Raw genomic sequence first — 23074 nt, 5'->3', positions numbered from 1 at the left:
CGGCGTCGACAGTGGCGCGCACGAAATCGTTGAACTTGTCAACCATACGCCGATGGTTGAGTTTCGTCAACTAACTCGCGGAGGGGGCGGTGCGCGTCAATCCGCCAGGGCGAGTGCGCGGAAGGCGTCGCGTTCGCGCAACTGCTCGCGTCGCGTCGGTGCGGCCTCGGGGCCGCGTGCCGGCACCTCGCGGCCCGTGGTGCGCCGGTACAACTCGTCGATGAGGTCGGTGGCGAGTCCGACGAGGCGACCGATCTCACGGTCATCCCGCTCGATCCACACCGACTTGGGCTCATCGTGGATCGGGTTGAAGTCGTCGTGCTCTTCCCAGACGAACAGCGTGCGCTCGGCGCCGAGCACGTGCTGCTGCCACCACACCTGGCGCAGGTAGGTACGAGGGATCGTGCGCCACGACTTGTTCGTCGTCTTGATCTCGGCCAGCAGCACGCGGCCATCGCCGTCGACGCAGACGCCGTCGGGGGTGGCGAGGTGGCGCTTTTCGGTCTCGGCGCAGAACAGGGCGCTGGAGGGAAGGATGCCGTGTGTCGCAGCGACCCATGCCGCGATCTCGGGCTCGCGACGCCGGCCATGATCGGTGTACGCGTTGCCGCCGAAGCGGGGGCCGGCGCCGAGTTTGGCATCAGCGGCCCTGGCGATCGAGGCGGCGCCGGAGAGGCCTGCGACGTCGGTGGCGGTGATCCCACGGGCTCGCGCCCGAAGCCACGCGACCCGGTCGCGGGAGTCGGCGACGATGCGCGCTTCGAGTTCCGGGGTCACCTCACGAGGCTACCCCTGGCCGCGGACGGCGGCGGCGTCACACGCCGACCGTGGCGGCGCGCCCCCTCGATTTGGGTGGTCGTCCTGGATGTCGTAGCATGGGATCAACCGAAGACCGCTGGTCATCGTCGTGCGCAAGCGCGAAGATCGAAGCTCTGCTCAGCAGGGGCCCGCGCAGGTGACACGAACTTCTTCTGAGCTCCGTGCGCTTGCGCCGGAGCTCTTCTGTTTTTCCGGGCGGGCGGTCGCCGGTCCAATGCCTCACCACCGTGAGGCATTCCGTACCCACCAAGGAGTGACCATGGCGCAGAAGGATGCATCGGTCGCCGAGCTCACGAAGTCATTCGAGAACTCGAACGCCGTCCTGCTGACCGAGTACCGCGGTCTGACGGTTGCCCAGCTCAAGCAGCTGCGCAACAGCATCCGTCAGGACGCTGAGTACGCCGTGGTGAAGAACACGCTGACCAAGATCGCCGCCAACAACGCGGGGATCACGGCGCTGGACGAGGACCTCAAGGGTCCGTCGGCTGTCGCCTTCGTGCACGGTGACTTCGTCGCCACTGCCAAGGCTCTGCGTGACTTCGCCAAGGCCAACCCGCTTCTCGTGATCAAGGGCGGCGTGTTCGAGGGCAACTCGCTCACCGCCGACGAGGTCAACAAGTACGCCGCGCTCGAGAGCCGTGAGGTTCTGCTGGCGAAGGCTGCGGGCATGATGAAGGCCACGATGGGCAAGGCTGCGGCCACCATCGATGCTCTTCGCGAAAAGCTGGAGACCGCTGAGGCCGCGTAAGCGACCGGCGTTCTCGTTCTCACAAACCCCATCTATCTAGGAGATACATCATGGCTAAGCTCACCACTGAGGAGCTGCTTGAGCAGTTCGCCGGCCTGACCCTCGTCGAGCTCAGCGAGTTCGTCAAGGCGTTCGAGGAGAAGTTCGACGTCACCGCTGCCGCCCCCGTCGCCGTTGCCGGCGCTGGTGGCGCAGGCGCTGCTGAAGAGGTTGAGGAGAAGGACTCCTTCGACGTCATCCTCGAGGCTGCTGGCGACAAGAAGATCCAGGTCATCAAGACCGTCCGCGAGCTCACCTCGCTGGGCCTCGGCGAGGCCAAGGCTGTCGTCGACGGCGCTCCGAAGGCCGTCCTCGAGGGCGCCAACAAGGAGACCGCCGAGAAGGCCAAGGCTGCTCTGGAAGAGGCTGGCGCCACCGTCACCCTCAAGTAATTCCAGCGCGTCAGCGCTTCTTTCGAAGGCCCCGGGCATGTGCTCGGGGCCTTCGTGCGTCTGTGGGCGCCGTCGGTCAGCGTGGTGCGGCCGTCGAGGCGCGCACCACCAGAGCGGAGGAGGCGACCACCTGACCGAGAGGGGCATCCGGATGCTCGATACGCTCCAGCAGCATCCGCACCGCATCCACGCCCTGTTCGCGGGGCGCCTGCCGGATCGTCGTCAGAGAGAACATCTCGGCGTGCTGATGATCGTCGATGCCGATGATGCTCAGCTCGGTCGGCACGGTGATGCCCAGCCGGCGTGTGGCGATCATCGCGCCGATGGCGGCCTCGTCGCAGACGCCGACGATCGCCGAGGGCCTGCCGCGCCGGTCGCCGAGCAGCTCGGCCGCCGCCGCGTAGCCACCCGGCATGGTCGGAGCGGCATCAACGATCCGTGCCGCCGATGACAGCCCGGCTGAGGCGAGCGCCTCACGGTAGCCGTCGATCCGACGGTCGTCACCGAAGCTGTGCGGGTAGGCAGTGCCGGAGGCCCCGAGGAAGGCGATGTCGGTGTGTCCCAGCTCGATCAGGTGCTCGGTGGCGATCCGACCAGCCGCGCGGTCGTCGATCGCGATCGAGGTGACGCTGTCGCTGAACGGTCCGACGCTGACCAGGGGGCGCTGCGCCCGGCGCAGGTGCTCGAGCTCGACGGCATCCGGCTGGATCCCCACCGCGATGATCCCGTCGAAGCGACGCCGGGGGAGCATCGTCGTGAACAGCCGTTCGCGGCTGAGGGCGTCACCGGGGATGCCGTAGAGGGCGAGGTCGTAGTCGAGGGCGAAGAGCGCCTGCTGGATGCCCGAGAGCACCTCGGCGAAGAACCACCGATCCACCAGGGGCATGACCACGCCGACGGTCTGCGTGCGTCCGGTCGCGAGGCTCGTGGCAGACGAGTGCGCGACATAGGCGAGTGCGGCGGCGGCGTCTTCCACGCGCTGTCTGGTGTCTTCTGAGACGTAGCCGCGTCCGCTCAAAGCCCTGCTCGCGGTCGCCTTGGACACACCGGCACGCGCCGCGACATCGGCGATGGTGCTCATGGGTCCTCCTCGACCGCTTTCGGCTGTCGTCGCGGCCAACGGGGGTGGGTACGGCACGTGACGCTCACAGATTAGCGGTTTACAGGCGTGTCGGAAACCGGTTCCACACTTTTCTTTCAGTCGCATCGACTTCGGGGTTTCTGGCGCATCTCGAAAGGTTGCCGATCTGTGACAATTCCGTATTGTGCCGGGGGTGGATTGGCCAGTAGGTTGTCCAGGAATCGCCTGAAGTCACTCTGGAATCGGTTCCGCAAAGTAGCGAGGATCGGCCGTTGGAGGCGGTTCATCCACCCTGAAAGAGGAGAAGACACATGGGTATGACCAAGCGGCGCGCGCTGCTCGCCTCGCTCGCGATCCCGACCGTGCTGGGCATCACGCTCGTTGGCTGTGCCGAGAGCACGGACAGCCCCGGCGGCGACTCCGGTTCGCAGACGGTCCGCATCTCGGGCGGTATCACCGGCACCGAGGCCGACGACCTCAACGAGTCCTTCGCCGCGTTCACCGAAGACACCGGCATCAAGGTCGAGTACACCGGTGACAAGGCATTCGAGGGCAACATCGTCACCAAGGTGACCGGTGGCGACGCGCCCGACATCGCCATCGTTCCGCAGCCCGGTCTGCTGAAGACCCTTGTCGACACCGGCAAGGTCACCCCCGCGCCCGAGTCCGTCTCGGCTGCCGTCGACGAGAACTGGTCTGCGGACTGGAAGGCCTACGGCACCTTCGACGACACGTTCTACGCTGCTCCGATGCTCGCCAACCTCAAGGGCTACGTCTGGTACTCGCCGGCGTCGTTCGAGGAGTGGGGCCTCGAGGTTCCCAAGACGTGGGACGAGCTGATCACGCTCACCGACACCATCAAGGAGAAGTCGGGCGAGGCACCGTGGTGCGCCGGCTTCGCGTCCGACGCGGCATCCGGCTGGCCCGGCACCGACTGGATCGAGGACCTCGTCCTGCGCCAGTCCGGCCCCGAGGTCTACGACTCCTGGATCGCCGGTGACGTGAAGTTCACCGACCCCGAGATCAAGGACGCGTTCGACGCGGTCGGCACCATCCTGCTCGACCCGGAGTACGTCAACGCCGGATTCGGTGACGTCAAGAGCATCAACTCGACCGCGTTCGCCGACGTCGCCGCCAAGGTGGCCGACGGCACCTGCGCGCTGACCCACCAGGCATCGTTCCTGTCGGCGAACTTCCTCGACGTGCAGACGGCTGACGGCGAGACCCCCACGGTCGCTCCCGACGGTGACGTCTACGCCTTCCTGCTCCCCGGCATGACCGAGGGTGAGCTGCAGGTCGAGGGTGGCGGCGAGTTCGTCGCAGCCTTCAACGACGACGAGGCCACCGTCAAGGTGCTCGAGTTCATGGCTTCGCCCGAGTTCGCTGACGCTCGCGTCGAGCTCGGCGGTGTGATCTCCGCCAACAAGAACGCCGACCCGACGCTCGCTTCGAGCGAGTTCCTCCAGGAGGCCATGACGGTCCTGCAGGACGACACCACGGTGTTCCGTTTCGACGCCTCTGACCTGATGCCGTCCACGGTCGGCGCCGGTTCCTTCTGGAAGGGCATGGTCGACTGGATCGACGGCAAGGACACCACCACGGTGCTCTCCGACATCCAGGCCGGTTACGAGAACTAAGAGCGGCTGCGATCAGCACTCATCGATAGTCTGAACGCAACCCGCACGGCGCTGCGGGGTCGGGTCGCAAGACCCGGCCCCGCAGTCGCATCCGGTTGAGTCCAGCGTTGTACTCGAAAGGTTTTCCATGTCGCAAACGACAGTCGACAGTCCTGTAACTGAGGGCCCGCCGTCGATGACCCACGGTGCCGACCCACGGGGGCGTGCGATCACGCGCACCGTCGTGATCATCGGTTTCGTGCTCCTCGCGGCCGTGTTCTTCCTGCTCATCTTCAGCGCTCCGGTCGAAGACCCGTCCCGGGTCACCATCGGCTTCTCGCTGAACAGCTTCTTCGTCTGGCTCGGCGGTCTGCATCCGCTGGCGCAGATCCCGGTCATCCTGCTGGTGTTCGCCCTCGTGGTGGGCGTCGTGCTCGTGCTCATCGAGTACGCACCCCGCCCCGGCCGTGGCTATTTCATCCTGCGGCTCGTGGCGTGCCTCGCCATCCCCGTGCTCGCCTTCATGCTGCTGCGCCCGTACTCCAACGCGCTGCTGTACGTGATCGCGATCGCCCTGCTCGCCGGCGCACTGCTGTTCTTCGCCGACTACCGCTCCCGTCAGGGAGCCGGCTACCTGTTCCAGCTCGTGCTGTTCATGACCCCGGCGGCGCTGCTGCTGATCCTGGGCCTGATCTACCCGGCGATCTCGACGTTCTTCAAGTCGTTCTTCGACAAGACGGGGGCCAACTTCGTCGGACTCGAGAACTACATCTGGGTGTTCACCAACCCGGTCGGCACCTCGTCGGTCGTCAACACCCTGATCTGGGCCCTGCTGGCACCGATCTTCTCGGTCGCCATCGGACTCGCCTACGCCGTCTTCATCGACCGTGCACGCGGTGAGAAGGTGCTGAAGGTCCTGGTGTTCATGCCCGTCGCGATCTCGTTCGTCGGCGCCGGCATCATCTGGAAGTTCATGTACGACTACCGGCAGGGCGACCAGATCGGTCTGCTCAACGCCATCGTCACCCTGTTCGGTGGCGACCCGGTGAACTGGCTGGCTGTCAAGCCGATCATCAACACCTTCATGCTGCTGATCGTCTTCATCTGGACCCAGACCGGTTTCGCCATGGTGATCCTCTCCGCCGCGATCAAGGCCGTTCCCGCCGAGCAGCTCGAAGCAGCACAGCTCGACGGCACCAACGCCTGGCAGCGGTTCCGGAACGTCACCGTCCCCGGCATCCGCTCGTCCCTGATCGTCGTGCTCACGACCATCACGATCGCCTCGCTGAAGGTGTACGACATCGTCGCCGTCATGACCGGTGGCCGTGACGAGACCACCGTTCTCGGCTTCGAGATGGTGAACCAGCAGCAGCGCTTCCAGAGCTACGGACACTCCTCGGCCCTGGCCGTGGTGCTGTTCATCTTCGTGCTGCCGCTGATCATCTACAACGCCCGCTCGATGCGCAAGCAGAGGGAGATCCGCTGATGTCCACCACCGAAGCCATCGTCATGGACACGCGCACCAAGCGTCAGGTCGAGCGCGACACGCGCCGGAATGAGGCGACCGCGCAGAAGAAGCTGACGTCGAAGGGCGCGACGATCGTCGCGATCATCATCGCCGTCTTCTGGACGATCCCCACGTTCGGCCTGTTCGTCACCTCGTTCCGACCCGGTGCCGACACGCAGTCGACCGGTTGGTGGACGGTCTTCACCGACCCCGAGTTCACGCTCGAGAACTACGCCCAGGCACTGAGCGCCGGTGGCACGTCGACCACTCTCGGCACCGCGTTCATCAACTCGTTGGCGATCACCATCCCGGCCACGGTCTTCCCGATCGTGATCGCCGCGCTGGCCGCTTACGCGTTCGCATGGATCGACTTCAAGGGTCGCAGCATGCTGTTCATCTTCGTGTTCGCGCTGCAGATCGTGCCGCTGCAGATGGCCCTCGTGCCGCTGCTGAGCCTGTTCTCGGACGGTCTGGTCATCAACGATGTGATGATCTTCCCCGGCCTGGCGCTCAACGATGTGCAGTACAGCTTCGCGCGCGTGTGGATCGCTCACGCGATCTTCGCTCTTCCGCTGGCGACGTTCATGCTGCACAACTTCATCTCGGAGATCCCGGGTGAGATCATCGAGGCCGCGCGCGTCGATGGCGCCGGTCACGGTCAGGTGTTCTTCCGGGTCATCCTGCCGCTGGCCATGCCGGCCATCGCCTCGTTCGCGATCTTCCAGTTCCTCTGGGTCTGGAACGACCTGCTGGTCGCGACGATCTTCGCCTCGCCAGGGGCGTTGCCGATCACTCAGGCGCTGAACTCGCTGTCCGGCACCTGGGGCAACAAGTGGTTCCTGCAGTCGGCGGGAACGTTCATCTCGATCATCGTTCCGCTGATCGTGTTCTTCGCCCTGCAGCGGTTCTTCGTCCGCGGCCTGCTGGCCGGCGCCACGAAGGGCTGACGCAGCCGAAACGACGAAAGCCGGATGCTGCCGCAAGCGCAGCATCCGGCTTTCGTCTGTCTGCGCGAGACTCTGCGTACGCTGGAATCATGCACTTCGCGGACTCGATCACCGACCTCATCGGTGACACGCCCCTCGTCAGACTCCACCGCGTCACAGACGACATCGCGTGCACCGTGCTGGTCAAGCTCGAGTACCTGAACCCGGGTGGTTCAGCCAAGGACCGCATCGCCGAGCGGATCATCGACGCGGCCGAGAAGGCGGGGCACCTGCAGCCCGGCGGCACGATCGTCGAACCCACCAGCGGCAACACCGGGGTGGGGCTCGCTCTCGTGGCGCAGCAGCGCGGCTACCGCTGCGTGTTCGTCGTGCCGGACAAGGTCGGCACCGACAAGATCGACGTGCTGCGCGCCTACGGTGCCGACGTGGTGGTGACACCGACGTCGGTCCCCGCAGACAGTCCCGAGTCGTACTACAGCGTCAGCGACCGGCTCGCGCGCGAGATTCCGGGGGCGTTCAAGCCCAACCAGTACGAGAACCCGAACGGTCCGCGCAGCCACTACGAGACCACCGGGCCGGAGATCTGGCGTGACACCGACGGCACGATCACCCACTTCGTCGCCGGCGTCGGCACCGGCGGCACGATCACCGGCACCGGCCGCTACCTGCGCGAGGTCTCCGGCGATGCGGTGCGCATCGTCGGTGTCGACCCCGAGGGCAGCGTATACAGCGGAGGCACCGGTCGCCCGTATCTCGTCGAGGGCGTGGGGGAGGACATCTGGCCCGGTGCCTACGACCCTGCCGTGCCGCATGAGATCGTCGCGGTGAGCGACGCCGAGGCCTTCGCGATGACGCGCCGGCTCGCCCGCGAGGAGGGCATCCTCGTCGGCGGGTCCAGCGGAATGGCCGTCGTCGGCGCGCTGCGGGTCGCCCGCGCCCTGCCGGCGGAGGCCGTCATGGTGGTGCTGCTGCCCGATGGCGGGCGCGGTTATCTGGGCAAGATCTTCAACGATGGCTGGATGCGCTCCTATGGCTTCAGCGCCGTCGAGGCGGGCGAGACCGTCGCGGACGTGCTCGCCGCCCGTCCGGCGCGCGGTGGTGGGGCGATCCCCGAGCTCGTGCACGTGCATCCCTCCGAAACCGTCCTCGACGCGATCGGGGTGATGACCGAGTACGACGTGTCACAGCTGGTGGTGCTCAGCGCCGAACCGCCCGTGATGATGGGCGAGGTGGTCGGCACGGTCGATGAGAAGGGTCTGCTGGATCTGCTCTTCCGCGCCGAGGCGCAGCCGGGCGACGCGGTCGGTGCGCATGTGGGGGAGCGGCTGCCGCTCATCGGCATCCATGCTCCGGTCGAGCAGGCGCGGGCGGCGCTCGCCGATGCCGATGCGCTGCTCGTCACCCAGGACGGCAAGCCGCATACTGTGCTCACCCGGCAGGACCTGCTGGGATACCTCTCGCGCTGACCGCCGCCCGTTACCGCACGTCACAGGAGTCGCCTCGGCGCCTCCGGGGGCGAGTACCGTTGAGATACCGTCCCCCCGATCTCAGGAGAGTCATGTCCGACCGCGCCTTCGCCACCCGTGCCATCCACGCAGGCCAGGCTCCCGACCCCACCACCGGGGCGATCATCCCGCCGATCTACCAGTCGTCCACACATGTGCAGGATGGCGTCGGCGGACTCCGCGACGGATACGAGTACAACCGCGCCGGCAACCCGACGCGGTCTTCGCTGCAGACACAGCTCGCGGCACTCGAGGGCGGGGCGGCTGCGCTGTCCTTCGCCTCGGGCCTCGCCGCCGAGGATGCCCTGCTCCGCAGCATCCTGCGGCCGGGTGATCACATCGTGATCGGCAACGACGTCTACGGCGGCACCTACCGGCTGCTCAGCCGGGTGCTGGCTCCGTGGGGCATCGAGACCACCACGATCGAGCTCGGCGACGCCGACCAGCTCCGCGCGGCGATCCGGCCCGAGACGAAGATCGTCTGGGTCGAGACGCCCAGCAACCCGCTGCTGAAGATCGTCGACATCGCCCAGATCGCCGAGATCGCGCATGCGGCAGGTGTCCTCGTGGTCGTCGACAACACCTTCGCCTCGCCGGCCCTGCAGCAGCCGCTCGCGCTCGGGGCCGACATCGTCGTGCACTCCACGACCAAGTACCTCGGCGGGCACTCCGACGTGCTCGGCGGCGCGCTCATCTTCGGCGACGAGCGCTTCGTCGAGCAGGTGACCTTCCAGCAGTTCGCGGTGGGTGCTGTCTCGGCGCCGATGGATGCCTGGCTCACCACCCGCGGTATCAAGACGCTCGCGGTGCGCATGCGCCAGCACTCCGAGAACGCGCAGGCGATCGCCGAGTGGGCGCAGCAGCGCCCCGAGTTCGAGGCCGTCTACTACCCGGGTCTGGCCGGTCACCCCGGTCACGAGATTGCGGCCCGCCAGATGAGTGCCTTCGGCGGCATGCTCTCGCTCGCCCTTTCCGGCGGCCCGGAGGCGGCACGCGCCTTCGCCGAGTCGACCGAGCTGTTCCAGCTCGCGGAATCGCTCGGTGGCGTGGAGTCGCTGATCGGGTACCCCTCCGATATGACGCACGCCTCGGTGCGCGGCACCGAGCTCGCCGTGCCCGAAAACGTCGTGCGACTGTCGGTCGGCATCGAAGATGTCTCCGACCTCATCGCCGACCTCGAGCAGGCGCTGGGCCGCATCTCCGGCTGACCGCGCGACGGCCGGCGGGGTAGCATGGGTGATTCCCCACGTCGAAACGATTCGGCGGAGCATCCCCCTCTCTCGCGAAAGCTCCTTGTGACCGACGAACGCACCCCCACCGGCAGTCTCCGCATCCCCACCTCCACCGGCGCGATCCGCACGCTCGGCGCCAACCCGGCGACCGCGCCGATCATGCTGCATCCCGGCGACGCGATCCCCACGCGACGCCGCGTGCTGTACATCATCCTGCTCGGGGCGCTCACCGCTCTCGGGCCGTTCACGATCGACCTCTACCTGCCGGCCTTCCCGCAGCTGGAGAGCGACTTCCGCACCTCGGCGGGGATGATCCAGCTCACGCTGACCGGCACGATGATCGGCTTCGCGATCGGGCAGCTGGTGGTGGGCCCGCTCAGTGACAAGGTCGGTCGGCGGGTGCCGCTGATCGCGGTGACAGCCCTGCACGTGCTGGCCAGCATCGCTGCCGCCCTCGCCCCTGACCTGCTGCTGTTGGGCGCTGCCCGCGTGCTCATGGGCATCGGCGCGGCCGCGGGCGGCGTGGTCGCGATGGCGATCGTGCGTGACCTGTTCGGCGGCCAGCGGCTGGTGGTGATGCTCTCGCGGCTCGCGCTCGTCTCGGGTGTCGCACCCGTCGTGGCCCCCCTGATCGGATCGGCGCTGCTCACGGTCATGCCATGGCGGGGCATCTTCGTCGTGCTCGCCGCCTATGGCGCGGTGATGCTGGTCTCGGCGCTGGTGTTCCTCCCCGAGACGCTGCCGCGTGAGCGGCGTAACGACCGGGGCAGCACGACCGTGTGGCAGCGCTACCGCAGCGTGCTCACCGACCGGGTCTACCTCGGCGTGCTCATCATCGGCGGCATGACCTTCTCTGGCCTGTTCTCGTACCTCTCGGCCTCGCCGTTCCTGTTCCAGCAGACCCATGGCCTCGACCCGCAGGCCTACGGGCTGCTGTTCGCCGTGAACTCGATCGGCGTCGTGGGCGGTGTGCAGATCTCCTCGCGCCTCGCGACGCGGTTCGGACCGCAGTGGGTGCTCGCCGTCTCCACCGCGTTCCTGCTCATCTCGGGCGCGGCCATCATCCTCGCCGATCAGGTCGGCTGGGGCTTCTGGGGCACGGTCGTGCCGCTGTGGTTCTTCATGACGGCCTGCGGCTTCACGTTCCCGTGCGTGCAGGTGCTCGCGCTCGACCGCCACGGCAAGGCGGCTGGCACCGCGGCATCCCTGCTCGGGGCGACGAACTTCGGCGTGGCAGCCATCATCTCGCCCGTGGTGGGACTCATCTCGGCCGAATCCGGCATCACGGCGACCACCATGGCCTCGGTCATGGTCGGCTGCGCCGTGATCGCCATCCTCTCGCTGTGGCTCATCGTGCGGCCGCGGACGGTCGGGATGCTGGCGCCCTGAGCGCGCCCGGCGTGCGGCTCGGGCAGAGAGGGCAGAATGGGCGGATGACGCGACGACGACTTCTCATCGCCGGTGGTTCCGCGCTCACCTTGGCCTGTGTGCTCGGCCTGTTCGTGGTCGTGCTCGAAGGAGGGGCCATCCCGGTTTTCGACCAGTGGTGGCACGACCTGGTGATCGCCACTCGGCCGGAGGCGCTGTTGCTCTTCGCGCAGGTGATGAACCGCGTCGGAGGGGGAGTGATCGCCGCGGTCATCGCGCCGCTGGCGATCGCTGGTGCCCTGTTCCTCGCCCATCGTCGGTGGGAGGCGCTGTATGCGCTGATGGCGTTCCTGTTCAGCGCCCTGCTGGTGCAGGTGTTGAAGAGCCTGTTCGGTCGGGCGCGTCCCGACGACATGCTCGTCGCCTCCGACTACGGTTCATTCCCGTCGGGGCATACGGCCAATGCGGCGACCATCGCCGTGGTGCTCTGGCTGATCTTCCCTCGTGTGTGGGTGGCGATCGCCGGCGTCGTGTGGACCGTGCTGATGGGCTTCTCCCGCACCGTGCTGGCCGTGCACTGGATCACCGACACCCTGGGCGGGGCGCTCGCCGGCGCGGCCGGCGCCCTGTTGGTCGCCGCGATCGTGCCCGGCTGGATCGGCCGCACCCGCCGCATGACCGATGAGGAGACCCCCGTGGCCGCAGCGACCGAGCCCGCCCGCATCCGCCCCTATCGCCCTGGCGACGACGAGGCCCTGTATGACGTGTGCGTGCGCACCGCGGATGCCGGTGGCGATGCCACAGGGGTGTTCACCGACGACCGGCTCTGGGGCGACATCTTCGCCGTTCCGTATGTGCGCCGGCACCCCGATCTGGCCTGGGTGGTCGAGGCGGCCGACGGGCGCGTGATCGGGTACATCGTCGCGACCGACGACACGGATGCCTTCGAGCGGTGGTTCCGCGACGAGTGGTGGCCGACGCGGGCCGGGAGTTATCCGCTCTCGGGTGAGACCGAACCCACACGTCAGGACCGCATGATCGGTTACGCGGAGCGGCGTGCGCCTGGCACCGAGCAGCACGCGGCTGAGTACCGGGCGCACTTGCACATCGACCTGCTGCCTGAGACGCAGGGGCAGGGTCTGGGTCGCAGGCTGACCGACATGCTGTTCGCCGAGCTGCGCGCCCGCGGGGTGGCGGGGCTGCACCTGGGCATGAACCCGTCCAACGCGGGGGCAGGGGCGTTCTACGAGCGCCTCGGCATGCACCGTCTCGAGTCCGGGCCGGACACCGTGATGTACGGCATCCGCTTCGACTGACGGGTGGGCACGCGAAAGGGGCCCCGCGTAGCGAGGCCCCTTCACGTTTGGCGGTGACGGCGGGAGCCGTCGCGTGCTGCGCTCGCTCCTCCCGAATCCCACAGTGTCCAATAAACGTCTGAAGGGCCCCGCATGCGCGGAGCCCTTCAGACGTTTGGCGGTGACGGCGGGATTCGAACCCGCGGTTGCTTGCACAACACACGCTTTCCAAGCGTGCTCCTTCGGCCGCTCGGACACGTCACCAAGGAACAACCTGTCCATCCTAGCCGATCACAGACGCCCCGCCCGACCGCAGGCGCCCCGGCCTAGAATCTCTGGGTGGCCACCCCCAAGATCGTTCTGTTCTACGCGTTCGCCCCGCTGCCCGACCCCGAGGCGATCCGGCTGTGGCAGCGCGACCTCGCGGCCTCGCTGCACCTGCGCGGGCGCATCATCATCTCCGAGCACGGCATCAACGGCACCCTCGGCGGCGACCTGCCCGCGGTGAAGACCTGGGTGCGCCGGTTCCGCGAATACCCCGCGTTCCGCGACGCCGACATCAAGTGGAGCGAGGGCACCGGGGTGGATGCCGACGGGCACAGCCTCGACTTCCCGAAGCTCAGCGTCAAGGTGCGAGACGAGATCGTCTCGTTCGGTGCGCCGGGCGAGCTGCAGGTCGATGAGCACGGTGTCGTCGGCGGCGGCATCCGCCTCACCCCGCAGCAGCTGCATGAGCTGGTCGACGCGCGTGGCGACGAGGTGGTCTTCTTCGACGGACGCAACGCGCTCGAGGCAGAGATCGGCCGGTTCCGCGGGGCGATCGTGCCCGACACCGACACCACCCGCGACTTCGTACGGCTGCTCGACTCGGGCGTCTACGACGACCTCAAGGGCAAGCCCGTGGTCACCTACTGCACGGGCGGCATCCGCTGCGAGGTGCTCTCGAGCCTGATGACCGCCCGCGGCTTCGGCGAGGTGTACCAGCTCGAGGGCGGCATCGTGCGCTACGGCGAGACCTACGGCGATGACGGCCTGTGGGACGGCTCGCTGTACGTGTTCGACGGGCGTGGGTCGGTCGACTTCTCCGACCACACCGCCGTGATCGGCACGTGCGCCGGGTGCGGTGAACCGACCGCCCGCACCGCGAACTGCCCCGACGCCTCGTGCCGCCGGCAGTTCGTCGTCTGCGCAGCCTGCGACACGGTGCGGTGCACCGAGCACGCGGCCGCCTGAGCGGTCAGGATGCCAGCGGGCGCCGTGTCCGCTGCGGTGTGATGAGCGAACGCGGCAGCAGCCGCGCCGTGGTGCGCACCCGCCGGTCGACACTCGCGCGCAGCGCCGCCGTCACCTCCGACAGCGGCCCCGACAGGTCGCCCGCCGCGCGGGGGTCCCTGGCGTAGCTGGTCTGCTCCACGGCATCCGCCAGCGTACCGATCGCCGCGGCGTCGACCCCGCGGGTGGCGACCAACTGCGCGGCAAGGGCACGCGGCGTCTGCGCCTCGGGCGCGGGCAGCCCGAGATCCACGAGCGTGTCCAACAGCTCATGCCAGGCGTCCGTCGCCGAACCGTCCCGCGCCCTCGCATGTCGCAGGCGTGTGCGAATCAGCCGGATGATCCCTGGCAGCAGCACCACGATGAGGATGCCGAGCAGGGTCAGCCCGAGCGGGGTGGGGTCGAGGGTTCGCAGGCTGTCGGCGCCGGGAGCATTGCCGGTGTCCTGATCCGCGCCGGCGTCCGTGGCGGAGGTCGCCGTGGGCGTGGGGGAGGTCGTCGCCGTCGGCGCGTCGGGTCCTTCGCCCGCCCCGCCGCCGGTCTCACCCGAGGCGAACGAGGTGGGAACGCCCAGCGTCGCGGTCGGCTCGAACGGCACCCAGCCGATGCCCTCGAAGAACACCTCGGGCCAGGAGTGCAGCTGATCGCTGGTCACGGTGAAGATGTTCTCGTCACCGCGCTTCTCGGTGGTGCGGGTGCCGGGCAGGTAGCCGACGACGACGCGCACCTCCATGTCGAGGGAACGCGCCATCAGAGCGAACGCGCCGGCGAAGTGCACGCAGTATCCGGTGCGGGCTTCGAGGAACGTCGCCACGGCGTCGACCCCCGTGCCGTCGAAACCCTCCTCCACCGGGGCATCCAACGAGTAGGAGAACTCGGTGCGGAACCACTCCTGCAGCGCGATCAGCCGGTCGAAGTCGTTCGTCGCGTCACCGGTCACGTCGCGGGCCGTCTCGGAGATCACCGCCGGCAGGTCGGCGGGCAGGGGCAGCTGGCGTGGCGGGGCGCTGCTCGCGCGGATCTGCTCGAGCGTCGGCTCCGCCGCGCGAGAGGTCACGGTGTAGTCGGCGCCCAGCGAATCCTGCGAGGGGCTGCGCACGGTGCGGTTCTCGAGCACCACGTTCCACCGCCAGCCCAGTCCGTCCACCTCTTCCGCCGCATACGGCACCGGCAGCAGCGGACTGGAGACCCCCAGCACCCGGATCGACGTCTGCCGTTCTTCGCTCTCGATCTCTGCGTCCCAGTCGACCGGTCCGAATCCCTCGGTGACGCTCTGGTTGGTGCCGCCGTCCGGTCGCCAGGTGTCGCCGTCGAACCGCGACAGGGTCGCCAGCCGCAGGTACGGCGCCTGGGTCTCCTCGGTGGCGATCGTGAGCACCTCGACGTTGTTCGGGCGGCGCAGGTCATCGCCCAGGCGCAGGGTCGCGTCGATGGTCAGCACAGGCCCGACTCCGCCCAGCGGAGGGCTCAACGGCAGTGCCGGGGCGAGCACGACCGCGCCCGCGATCGCGCCCACGCCGACCGCGCCGACCACGACGACCGGGCTCTCACGCGCGCTGCGACGATCACCGCGAGCCGCGGCGCGCAGCACCACGAGCACGATGATCGCCTGCGCGAGGAACCATCCGAAGTTCACTCCGCCGAACGAGAGGATCATCGGCACCACGCCCACAAGGGTGGTCAAGGCGATCGTCAGCAACGCCAGCCGCTCGGCGATGAGCTGGTCGACAAGGATCGCGATCACGGCAAAGGCGGGGGCGATGAGTGTCGCGAGCGCCAGGGTGGCGGGCAGGGGCGCCGCGCCCTGGAGGATCTCCTGCGCCGCCTCTGCCCAACGCACCTCCAGCAATCGATATGTGGTGGAGGTGGGGATGATGCCGAACAGCGCCGTCTGCTCGGCGAGCAGGGCTGTCGCCGCTGCCGTCGCGGTGAGCAGTTGCACCACCACGGCGAGGACGGCACGGATACCCGGGGCGAGCCGCCGCGCGGCCAGCCGCACGACCAGCCCGGAGACCGCCACGACGAGCACGACCAGCACGATCGCGGTCGTCCACAGTCCCGGCGTGATTACGCTGGTGTACGGCCAGACGGCGACGACCGTCGCCGCCAGCGTGAGCAGGGCGATGGCCAGCGGGGAGCGCTGCTTCTCCGCACTCGGCGTAGGGGAGGGCCTCCGCGGCGCACGCGTCGCCTCAGACACCGCTCACTCCGAACGTGGGCAGGGCGTCGTGCCAGATCTCGGCGGGGTCACCGGCGGGGTCGAGCGTGGCCGCATGCCAGCCGCGCCGGGTGGCGGCGGCGATCGCCCCCGGTGCCGGGTCGACCGCGAACAGCAGCGGTGCCGCGGCGCCCGCGGTGCTCAGTCGGCCGGCCGCCTCTTCGTCGAGACGCCCGGTGATAAACACGAGCGGGCCCGGCGGGGTGCCGCCGACGATCGTGCGGATGTCGCGCGCCTCACCGCGCGGCGCGACGGTCGCCAGGGCCGCCAGCAGCGAGTCGCGGTCGTCTTCGTGGCCGCGCAGTGCGCCGAGCAGGGTGCCTCCGGCATCCACCACGTCGACGCTGTAGCCGTCCTGCATCAGCCGCAGCGCGGCCGATGCGCACAGCGAGACGGCTGCCTCGAAACCCGGGTCGGGGTCGTCGCCGGGGCGCGGCCAGTGCGCGGCGGCGCGATCGAGCACGACCATCGCGTCAGGACTGGCCTCTTCCTCCTCCTGGCGCACCATGAGGTCACCGCGGTGCGCTGTCGCCCGCCAGTGGATGCGGCGCATCGAGTCGCCTGCGGCATAGCGACGGGGGATGAGGTCGTCGCTGCCCTGGCCGAGCCGGCTGGACCGGGTCTGTGCCGTGCCCCCGGCGGCACCCACCTTGGTGGGCAGCGAGACCAGGGCCAGCACCTGGGGCACGACCGTGATCATGCGGGTACTGCCGAACGACTCCTCGCGCTGTGCAAGACCGAACGGATCGACGGTGCGCAGCACGAGCGGGCCCAGCGACGAGACGCCGCGCTGCACCCCGATGAGCTCATAGCGCAGCGTCGCCGTCTCACCCGGATAGTCGCCCGAGGCGTCTCCGGAGACGGCCGGCGGCAACGTGTCGTGCCACACCCCGCGGGGGATGCCGATCGAGCGCAGATCGAAACGCACCGACACCCGCGATACCTCGTCCACGGTGAGCAGATCGGTCGAGATCACGCGCGAGACCTCACCGCGGCGGCGCGGCAGGTGTACGGCCAGCAGAGCCAACAGCGGCAGGGCCAGCAGCAGCACCGCGACGTACAGCAGAGAGCGCGCGCCGAGCACATTGGCGGCGACGACCAGCAGCAGGCCGAGCAGCAGTGTGCCCACGCCGCGGGTGGTCAGGGGCCGGCGACGCATGTCTCAGACGCGCCCGATCGCCAGCGGGACGGGAACGCGGTCGATGATCTGGCGCAGGGCCGCTTCGACGGGTTGGGCGCCGGCGCGGTGCACGCCGCGGGCGGGCAGCAGACGGTGCGCGAAGACCGGGATGAGCAGCGCCGTGAGATCGTCGGGAAGCACGAAATCGCGCCCGTCGAGCGCGGCCCACACCTTCGCGGCGCGGACCAGCTGCAGGGTGGCCCGGGGGCTCGCGCCCAGGTGCAGGCTGGGGTCCATCCGGGTCGCCTGGGCGAGGGCGACGGCGTATTCCTCGAGGGGTTCGGCGACGTGCACCTGGCGCGCCCACACGATCAGCTGCCGGATCGAGGCGGCGTCGGCGATCGCGGTGACGGCGGTGAGCGGATTGATGCGCTCGCGCTGGCGCAGCATGAGGGTCTCGGCGGCGGCATCCGGGTACCCCATCGAGATGCGCATCATGAACCGGTCCCGCTGCGCCTCGGGCAGCGGGTAGGTGCCCTCCATCTCGAGCGGGTTCTGGGTCGCGACGACGAGGAACGGCTCGGGGAGCGGATGCGTGGTGCCGTCGACGGTGACCTGCTGTTCCTCCATGGCTTCCAGCAGTGCCGACTGCGTCTTCGGCGAGGCGCGGTTGATCTCGTCGGCGATGACGATGTTGGCGAACACTGCACCGCGCTTGAACTCGAACTCGCGATCCGCGGGGTCATACACCGAGACGCCGGTGACGTCGCCGGGCAGCAGGTCGGGGGTGAACTGGATGCGGCGCACGGTCGCATCGACGCTGGCGGCGAGCGCTCGCGCGAGCATGGTCTTGCCGACCCCCGGCACGTCTTCGATGAGCAGATGCCCCTCCGCCAGCAGGCACACCAGCGCACTGCGCACGGCATCCGGCTTGCCGTCGATCACCGAACTCACCGACGCGATGATGCGCGAGGTCTGCACCGCGAACTGCTCGGCCGTGATGGGGGAATCGGTCTCCTGCATGCGGTGCCTCTCGCGTCGGTGCGTCTGTGTCGATCGTACGCGTTCACCTGGGAGCGGGCTCGGTGCGCGAGGGGTGGCCGGGTCGGGTAGACTTGTCGGCGGCTCTCCGCGTGACGGCATCCAGGCCAATTCCCCCAGGACGGAAACGTAGCAAGGGTAACCGGGCTCTGTCGGGTGCGCGGAGGGTCTTTTCTTTTCCCCTGTCAGCGACCTCAACACTCGCTCTGCGAGGATCAGCCCATGAGCGCCCCAGCGACGGCCGCACAGCCCAGCACCTTCTCGCGATTTCTCGCGCCCGTGCTGCTCGTGGCCGCCATGTGGGTGATCCAGTTCGTGGATGCCGTGCTGCCCTTGTCGTTCACCGGCTTCGGACTGCGCTCGTGGGATCTGCAGGGTCTGCTCGGCATCGTGCTCGGCCCTCTCCTGCACGCGAACTGGGCGCACCTCATCGCCAACACCGGACCGCTGCTCGTGCTCGGCTGCCTCGTCGCGGTCGAGGGGGCGGTCCGGTTCTGGACGGTCACCGCCTTCGCCGCCGTGATCGGGGGTCTGGGCACCTGGCTCTTCAATGCGCCCGGTACCCTCACGGTCGGCGCCTCCGTGCTCGTGTTCGGCTATTTCGGGTATGTCGTGCTGCGCGTGTTCTCGCCTGCGCGCCTGGCGCACCGGCTGCTGTACGCGGCGATCGCCCTCATCGTGATCGTGCTCTACGGCGGTGCCATGCTCGGCGGCGTGTTCGACGCGGCTGCGGGGGTCTCGTGGCAGGCACACCTGTTCGGTGCGATCGGTGGCGGTCTCGCGGCGCTGGGTGGCCGCCGGCGCGCCGTGAGCGCGTGAGCACCCGTACCCGCACGGCGGCCGAGCGCCGCCGCCTCACGAAGCGCCGCGCCCGGCGCGCCCGGGGGAGGCGCGTGTTCGCGATCACGGCGGTCAGCGGGCTCGGTCTCGCGCTCGTCCTCGGCGTGATCGGTGTCGCGACAGCGCAGCATCCATCCACTCGGTATTGCATCGTCGAACCGGCGTCCTTCCCTCCGTTCGGGGTGAGCGGCTGGCGGGGTGAGCAGCTCGAGAACGCGGCGATCATCATTCGCACCGCCGACGCACTCGGGTTCGACCGCGACGGGCAGATCCTCGGGGTGATGGCGGCGATGGGGGAGAGCTCGCTGCGCAACATCGACTACGGCGATTGGGAGACCTCTGGGGTCACCAACCCAGACGGCTCCCGCACCTCGAGCATCGGGCTGTTCCAGCAGCAGGACTGGTGGGGGAGCGTCGAGGAACGGATGGATCCGGCGACTGCGGCGACCCTCTTCTACGAGCGGTTGGCGCGCCTGAGCGGGTGGCAGCAGCTGCCACCGTCGCAGGCGATCCATCGGGTGCAGATCAACAGCGACCCCGAGCATTACGCCCGCTTCGCCGATGACGCGGCAGAGATCGTCGACAGGCTGTCGGGGGAGTGCGCTCAGAGCACACCGGATTCCTAGGTCAGCGGCATCCCTCAGACCTAGGCTGGAGCCGTGGCGCAGAGCATCTACATCACCTCGGCCGAGGGACACACCGGAAAGTCGACGATCGCCCTGGGGGTGCTTGACGCGTTGATGCGGGTCTCGCCCCGCGTCGGAGTGTTCCGCCCCATCGTGCGGCCCGGCGAGGAGCGCGACCGCGTGCTCGAATTGCTGCTCGCGCACGACGGGGTGCAGCTCGACTATGTCGACGGTGTCGGCGTCACCTACGACGACGTGCGCGACGACCCCGACCGTGCGCTCGCCACGATCGTCGCGCGATTCAAAGCCGTCGAGGCCCGCTGCGACGCGGTGGTCGTGGTCGGCAGCGACTACACCGACGTCGCCAGCCCCGCCGAGTTCAGCTACAACGCGCGGATCGCCGCGAACCTCGGCGCCCCGGTCATGCTCGTCATCTCCGGCCGTGATCAGCAGCGCCGCGCCGAGCAGCTCGGCACCACCACCGCGCGCACCCCCGGCGAGGTGGGGCAGATCGCTGCGCTCGCCGTCGCGGAACTCGCCGTCGAGCAGGCATCCCTGTTCGCCGTCGTCGTCAACCGCGCCGACCCCGCGCAGCTGGATGCCACGATCGAGGCCGTCCGCGCCGTGCACTCACCGCACACCGCGGTGTGGGCGCTGCCGGAAGATCGCTCGCTCGTCGCGCCCTCGATGCGCAGCATCCTGCGCGCGATCGACGGCCGCCTCGTCAAGGGCGCCCCCGAACTGCTCGACCGTGAGGCCTTCGACGTCGTCATCGCCGGCATGTCGATGGTGAACGTGTTGCCGCGTCTGACCGCCGACGCGGTGGTGGTGATCGCCGCCGACCGCACCGATGTGCTGCTGGCCACCCTGCTCGCCTCGGCCTCGGGCACGTTCCCGCAGATCGCGGGCATCGTGCTCAACGGGCCGTTCGAGCTGCCGGAGTCCGTGCAGACGCTGCTCGACGGTTTCACGCTCTCGATCCCGATCGTCGCAACCGACCTCGGCACCTACGACACCGCCGCGAGCATCATGAACACCCGGGGCAGGCTCACCGCCGAGTCCGTGCAGCGCTACGAGAAGGCGCTGTCGCTGTTCCAGACCCACGTCGACCTCACCGAGCTCGGCATCGAGCTGGGGCTGGCCGAGTCGACCGTGGTGACTCCGCTGATGTTCGAGTACGGCCTGATCGAACGCGCGCGCTCGGACCGCCAGCACATCGTGCTGCCCGAGGGCGACGACGACCGCATCCTGCGCGCCGCCTCGATCCTGCTCGCCCGCGACGTCGCCGAGCTCACCATCCTCGGTGACGAGCAGTCGATCCGTGCCCGCGCGTCCGCGCTGGGCCTGAACATCGATGCCGCACACGTGCTGAGCCCGACCGACCCGGCGCTCGTCGAGCGGTTCGCCGAGGAGTACGCACGCCTGCGCGCCCACAAGGGCATCACACTGCAGCAGGCGGCCGACACCGTCACCGACGTGTCGTACTTCGGCACGATGATGGTGCACACCGGCCTCGCCGACGGCATGGTCTCCGGCGCCGCGCACACGACGGCGCACACCATCCGCCCCTCGTTCGAGATCATCAAGACGAAACCCGGCGTCGATGTCGTCTCCAGCGTCTTCCTCATGGCGCTCGCCGACCGGGTGCTCGTGTACGGCGACTGCGCGGTCATCCCCGACCCGACGAGCATCCAGCTCGCCGACATCGCGATCTCCTCCGCGGCCACCGCCCAGCAGTTCGGCATCGACCCGCGGGTGGCCATGCTCTCCTACTCCACCGGCGCCTCCGGCACCGGCGCCGACGTCGACAAGGTGCGCGAGGCGACAGCCCTCGTGCGGGAGCGGATGCCGGAACTGCCCGTCGAGGGTCCGATCCAGTACGACGCCGCCGCCGACGCGGCGGTCGCCAAGGCGAAACTGCCGGATTCGGCGGTCGCGGGACGGGCGACCGTCTTCGTCTTCCCTGACCTGAACACCGGCAACAACACGTATAAGGCGGTGCAGCGTTCGGCCGGCGCGGTGGCGATCGGCCCGGTGCTGCAGGGTCTGAACAAGCCGATCAACGACCTCAGCCGTGGCGCGCTGGTGGACGACATCGTCAACACCGTCGCGATCACCGCGATCCAGGCGCAGGGAGATCGCTCGTGAGCGTCGTCCTCGTGATCAACAGCGGCTCGTCGTCGCTGAAGTACAGCCTCATCGACACGGCGACCGAGGTGCCTCTGGCCTCGGGGCTCATCGAACGCATCGGCCAGCCGCTCAGCGTGATCTCGCACACCGTGCATCCGCAGGCCGCGCCGGGCGAGCCGGCCGTGACGATGCTCGACGCGACCTACCGCTCCGAACAGCCCGTTCCCGATCACGATGCGGCGTTCGCCGCGATGCTCGCCCAGTTCGCCGAGCACGGCCCCCAGCTCGCCGAGCATCCGCCCGTCGCCGTCGGGCACCGCGTCGTGCACGGCGGCGCCCGCTTCTTCGCCCCCACCCTGATCACCGGCGACGTCGAACGGCAGATCGGCGAGCTCTGCGTGCTCGCGCCACTGCACAATCCCGCCAACCTCGCCGGCATCCGTGCCGCGAAGACCGTCTTCGGCGACGTGCCGCACGTGGCCGTCTTCGACACGGCCTTCCACCAGACGCTGCCGCCGGCGGCCTACACCTACGCGATCGATGCCGACCTCGCCCGCGAGCACCGCGTGCGCCGGTACGGCTTCCACGGCACCAGCCACAAGTACGTCTCAGAAGAGGCGGCGGCCTTCCTCGGACGCGACCTCGCCACGCTGCGCCAGCTGGTCTTCCACCTCGGCAACGGGGCCTCGGTCACCGCGATCGACGGGGGACTCTCGGTGGAGACGTCCATGGGTCTGACCCCGCTCGAGGGGCTGGTCATGGGCACCCGGTCTGGCGATCTCGACCCCGCCGCCCTGCTGCACCTGGCCCGCCGCGCGGGGCTCTTGATCGACGACCTCGACGAGCTGCTCAACAAGCGCAGCGGCCTGCTCGGGCTGGCCGGCCGCAACGACATGCGCGACATCCTCGCCGGCGTCGCCGAGGGTGATGAGGCGGCGACCCTCGCCTACGACGTGTACATCCACCGGCTGCGTGCTTACGCGGGTGCCTACATCGCCCAACTCGGGGGAGTGGATGTCATCTCCTTCACCGCCGGGGTCGGCGAGAACGCCCCGAAAGTGCGCGCGGACGCACTCTCCACCCTCGGTTTCGTCGGGGTGCGGATCGACTCCGAACGCAATGAACGCAAGGCCAAGGGCATCCGTCTGATCTCCACCGACGACTCGGCCGTGGCGGTGCTCGTGGTGCCCACCGACGAGGAGCTCGAGATCGCCAGACAGACGCTCGCCGCCGTCTGATCTGTAATCCGTGCACCGCGGGCCACCGCGCCACTACGCT

Annotated in this window: 19 protein-coding genes, 1 tRNA gene and 1 other RNA gene; 15 read left to right on the top strand and 6 right to left on the bottom strand. The window is 68.8% G+C overall.

Translation table 11 applies throughout. From position 1 onward, the window contains the following. Positions 1–96 precede the first annotated feature (96 nt). On the bottom strand, positions 97–777 hold the full coding sequence (locus WDU93_RS00210; RefSeq protein WP_337316131.1) for a YqaJ viral recombinase family protein: 681 nt from the start codon (positions 775–777) through the stop codon (positions 97–99). Positions 778–1078: 301 nt separating this feature from the next. Here WDU93_RS00210 and rplJ point away from each other — a divergent pair, with 301 nt between their 5' ends. Next, the gene (rplJ, locus tag WDU93_RS00205) at positions 1079–1567 is read left to right on the top strand and encodes a 50S ribosomal protein L10 (RefSeq protein WP_337316129.1); all 489 of its coding nucleotides are present in this window, start codon (positions 1079–1081) and stop codon (positions 1565–1567) included. A 50-nt stretch (positions 1568–1617) separates the two neighbouring features. Then, a complete protein-coding gene (gene rplL / locus WDU93_RS00200; protein ID WP_337316127.1) occupies positions 1618–1998 on the top strand; it encodes a 50S ribosomal protein L7/L12 in 381 nt (126 codons plus the stop codon). A gap of 76 nt (positions 1999–2074) precedes the next feature. Here rplL and WDU93_RS00195 read toward each other — a convergent pair whose 3' ends face one another. Next, the gene (locus WDU93_RS00195; protein ID WP_337316125.1) at positions 2075–3079 is read right to left on the bottom strand and encodes a LacI family DNA-binding transcriptional regulator; all 1005 of its coding nucleotides are present in this window, start codon (positions 3077–3079) and stop codon (positions 2075–2077) included. A 311-nt stretch (positions 3080–3390) separates the two neighbouring features. On the opposite strand from WDU93_RS00195, the gene WDU93_RS00190 reads away from it, so the two are divergent. The 7 genes from WDU93_RS00190 to WDU93_RS00160 all read left to right on the top strand — a co-directional run bounded on the left by WDU93_RS00190 (position 3391) and on the right by WDU93_RS00160 (position 12570). Beyond that, positions 3391–4716, top strand: a complete 1326-nt coding sequence (locus WDU93_RS00190; RefSeq protein ID WP_337316123.1) for an ABC transporter substrate-binding protein — start codon at positions 3391–3393, stop codon at positions 4714–4716. Positions 4717–4843: 127 nt separating this feature from the next. Continuing rightward, positions 4844–6181 carry a carbohydrate ABC transporter permease gene (locus tag WDU93_RS00185; RefSeq protein ID WP_337316121.1) on the top strand — a complete coding sequence of 446 codons (1338 nt, stop codon included), beginning with the start codon at positions 4844–4846 and terminating at the stop codon, positions 6179–6181. Positions 6182–6204: 23 nt separating this feature from the next. Beyond that, positions 6205–7149 (top strand): carbohydrate ABC transporter permease, encoded by a 945-nt coding sequence (locus WDU93_RS00180; RefSeq protein WP_337317261.1) that lies wholly within the window; start codon positions 6205–6207, stop codon positions 7147–7149. 89 nt (positions 7150–7238) lie between these two features. Beyond that, positions 7239–8615 carry a cystathionine beta-synthase gene (locus WDU93_RS00175; protein ID WP_337316119.1) on the top strand — a complete coding sequence of 459 codons (1377 nt, stop codon included), beginning with the start codon at positions 7239–7241 and terminating at the stop codon, positions 8613–8615. Between the two features lie 92 nt (positions 8616–8707). Beyond that, the gene (locus tag WDU93_RS00170; protein ID WP_337316117.1) at positions 8708–9862 is read left to right on the top strand and encodes a cystathionine gamma-synthase; all 1155 of its coding nucleotides are present in this window, start codon (positions 8708–8710) and stop codon (positions 9860–9862) included. Between the two features lie 183 nt (positions 9863–10045). After that, positions 10046–11275: a multidrug effflux MFS transporter gene (locus WDU93_RS00165; protein WP_337317259.1), complete on the top strand. Its 1230-nt coding sequence runs from the start codon at positions 10046–10048 to the stop codon at positions 11273–11275. Positions 11276–11319: 44 nt separating this feature from the next. Next, entirely contained in the window at positions 11320–12570 is a 1251-nt protein-coding gene (locus WDU93_RS00160) for a GNAT family N-acetyltransferase (RefSeq protein WP_337316115.1), read from the top strand. Between the two features lie 155 nt (positions 12571–12725). Here the strand turns inward: WDU93_RS00160 and WDU93_RS00155 are convergent. Then, a tRNA-Ser gene (locus tag WDU93_RS00155) sits at positions 12726–12813 on the bottom strand. 75 nt (positions 12814–12888) lie between these two features. Between WDU93_RS00155 and trhO the strand changes: the two genes are divergently transcribed. After that, on the top strand, positions 12889–13782 hold the full coding sequence (gene trhO / locus WDU93_RS00150; protein WP_337316113.1) for an oxygen-dependent tRNA uridine(34) hydroxylase TrhO: 894 nt from the start codon (positions 12889–12891) through the stop codon (positions 13780–13782). A gap of 4 nt (positions 13783–13786) precedes the next feature. On the opposite strand, the gene WDU93_RS00145 is transcribed toward trhO, so the two are convergent. The 3 genes from WDU93_RS00145 to WDU93_RS00135 are packed head-to-tail and all read right to left on the bottom strand — an operon-like array spanning position 13787 to position 18182. After that, positions 13787–16021: a transglutaminase TgpA family protein gene (locus tag WDU93_RS00145; protein WP_337316111.1), complete on the bottom strand. Its 2235-nt coding sequence runs from the start codon at positions 16019–16021 to the stop codon at positions 13787–13789. Continuing rightward, positions 16014–17198, bottom strand: a complete 1185-nt coding sequence (locus WDU93_RS00140; protein WP_337316109.1) for a DUF58 domain-containing protein — start codon at positions 17196–17198, stop codon at positions 16014–16016. Before WDU93_RS00140 ends, WDU93_RS00145 begins: the two co-directional genes overlap by 8 nt. Positions 17199–17201: 3 nt before the next feature. Beyond that, complete coding sequence (locus tag WDU93_RS00135) at positions 17202–18182, bottom strand: AAA family ATPase (RefSeq protein ID WP_337316107.1); 981 nt, start codon at positions 18180–18182, stop codon at positions 17202–17204. A gap of 97 nt (positions 18183–18279) precedes the next feature. Between WDU93_RS00135 and ffs the strand changes: the two genes are divergently transcribed. The 5 genes from ffs to WDU93_RS00110 all read left to right on the top strand — a co-directional run bounded on the left by ffs (position 18280) and on the right by WDU93_RS00110 (position 23034). After that, positions 18280–18376: signal recognition particle sRNA small type (gene ffs, locus WDU93_RS00130), an RNA gene on the top strand. 46 nt (positions 18377–18422) lie between these two features. Further along, on the top strand, positions 18423–19019 hold the full coding sequence (locus WDU93_RS00125) for a rhomboid family intramembrane serine protease (RefSeq protein WP_337316105.1): 597 nt from the start codon (positions 18423–18425) through the stop codon (positions 19017–19019). Further along, positions 19016–19666 (top strand): hypothetical protein, encoded by a 651-nt coding sequence (locus tag WDU93_RS00120; protein WP_337316103.1) that lies wholly within the window; start codon positions 19016–19018, stop codon positions 19664–19666. Before WDU93_RS00125 ends, WDU93_RS00120 begins: the two co-directional genes overlap by 4 nt. A gap of 33 nt (positions 19667–19699) precedes the next feature. Continuing rightward, positions 19700–21814, top strand: coding sequence for a phosphate acetyltransferase (gene pta / locus WDU93_RS00115; RefSeq protein WP_337316102.1), 2115 nt, complete (start codon positions 19700–19702; stop codon positions 21812–21814). Further along, complete coding sequence (locus WDU93_RS00110; RefSeq protein WP_337316100.1) at positions 21811–23034, top strand: acetate/propionate family kinase; 1224 nt, start codon at positions 21811–21813, stop codon at positions 23032–23034. Before pta ends, WDU93_RS00110 begins: the two co-directional genes overlap by 4 nt. Positions 23035–23074: the final 40 nt, after the last annotated feature.

The sequence above is a fragment of the Microbacterium istanbulense genome (assembly GCF_037204145.1).
In the GTDB taxonomy this organism is placed as follows: Bacteria; Actinomycetota; Actinomycetes; order Actinomycetales; family Microbacteriaceae; genus Microbacterium; species Microbacterium istanbulense.
This window is presented reverse-complemented; position numbering and strand designations above follow the sequence as displayed.